At 40.1% G+C, this 1,454-nt stretch carries 3 protein-coding genes; all 3 read left to right on the top strand.

The window, feature by feature from the left end:
• The first annotated feature begins 112 nt into the window (after positions 1-112).
• The 3 genes from QME20_RS19600 (at position 113) to QME20_RS19590 (ending at position 1,395) form a co-directional block, all read left to right on the top strand.
• On the top strand, positions 113-772 hold the full coding sequence (locus QME20_RS19600) for a transposase (protein ID WP_281716513.1): 660 nt from the start codon (positions 113-115) through the stop codon (positions 770-772).
• Between the two features lie 141 nt (positions 773-913).
• Positions 914-1,159: a type II toxin-antitoxin system CcdA family antitoxin gene (locus tag QME20_RS19595; RefSeq protein WP_281716512.1), complete on the top strand. Its 246-nt coding sequence runs from the start codon at positions 914-916 to the stop codon at positions 1,157-1,159.
• Positions 1,159-1,395, top strand: coding sequence for a CcdB family protein (locus QME20_RS19590; protein WP_281716511.1), 237 nt, complete (start codon positions 1,159-1,161; stop codon positions 1,393-1,395). The genes QME20_RS19595 and QME20_RS19590 overlap by 1 nt, the downstream gene beginning before the upstream one ends.
• The last annotated feature ends 59 nt before the right edge of the window (positions 1,396-1,454 follow it).

The raw sequence follows: 1,454 nt of genomic DNA, 5'->3' as shown, positions 1-1,454 counted from the left end.
TTCCGGCCATTTACTTTCTCCAGCTAAAGTTCAATTATATCCTTAACTGGACTGGTCAACTCAATTAAACCACCTCAAACTGTATACAGGCACATTACTCTCGCAGCGCTACATGTCAGTAGATTCACGTAAAGATTTACATGAAATTCAAATTAAAGCGGTGGAGTTAACGGCTGAAGTATGGCGTAAAAGGCTATTTGATATCAGCTGGTTTATGCGTGCACTGAATGAATATATTGCTAGGGCAGCTAATAAAGAAGACGACTGCACGGGCCATTTTTGGGAAGGACGGTTTAAATCTCAAGCGCTATTGGATGAGTCAGCCCTTGCCGCCTGTATGGCTTATGTTGATTTAAACCCAGTACGAGCAAAGATGGCTAAAACGCCAGAAACTTCAGAGCATACCAGCATTAAATACCGAATTAACGCAGCTAGGGTCGGCAAAACACCTAAACGACTTATGCCTTTTACAGGCAACCCAAGACAAGAAATGCCACATGGTTTACCTTTTACTCTTCCAGATTACTTACAGCTTGTAGATATAACCAGCCGATATATTCACCCAAACAAGCGTGGCAAGGTTGAGCATAACCTACCCTCTATTTTAGAGCGCCTCAATATTGAACAAGGACATTGGATAACATTAACCACGCAATTTGAAACCTGCTTTAAGCACGCCGCCGGCAAAGTAACTCACCTAGAGCAATACGCGCAGAATCAACATCAGCAACGGGTTCAGTGCCGACACAGTGCGATGCGATTACTCGGTTAATTTTGCAGTTTAATTGAGAGTAAGACCAGCACTATAAGTATACATCTCTACATAACAATTCCGGGCTTGTTAAGAACCTATTTTTTGCAATGCGCATCCCTATGCGTATACTTAATATGTAGAACAATTTGGAGTAATAGAATGCAAGATTTATATGACATCCATGCCCCAAAAAAAGCGACTAATTTAAGCTTAAACAGCGATTTATTACAAAAAGCTAGAGACTTAAAAGTTAACCTGTCTGCAACCTTAGAACAGGCACTTAAAGACAAGTTGAAAAGTGTTGAAGAAGAAAGCTGGAAAAAAGAAAACAAAGCTGCCATAGCTGCGTACAACGAGTTTGTTGCTGAGAACGGCTGTATAGGTGATGAGTACAGGAACTTCTAATGGCACAGTTTGATGTTTACAGAAACCCAAGCTCAAAAACAAATAAAGCTTACCCCTTTCTTGTAGATGTTCAAAACTCTGTAATTGACCAATTAGCAACAAGATTAGTTGTACCGCTGACAAAGAATAAGACTACAAATAGTCTTTATATGAAAAATCTTACACCGGAGATAGAATTCGAAGGCGAGACATACCTATTCCTGGCTCAACAACTGAGTTATGACGTGCTCCAATAGATTCACACACCCAGTTAAGAGATAATTATCTCAACTGGAGTGTATATGAAAACCCGAAA

Origin of the sequence: Alteromonas sp. CyTr2, assembly GCF_947311905.1 — a bacterium.
Classification (GTDB): Bacteria; Pseudomonadota; Gammaproteobacteria; order Enterobacterales; family Alteromonadaceae; genus Alteromonas; species Alteromonas macleodii.
This window is presented reverse-complemented; position numbering and strand designations above follow the sequence as displayed.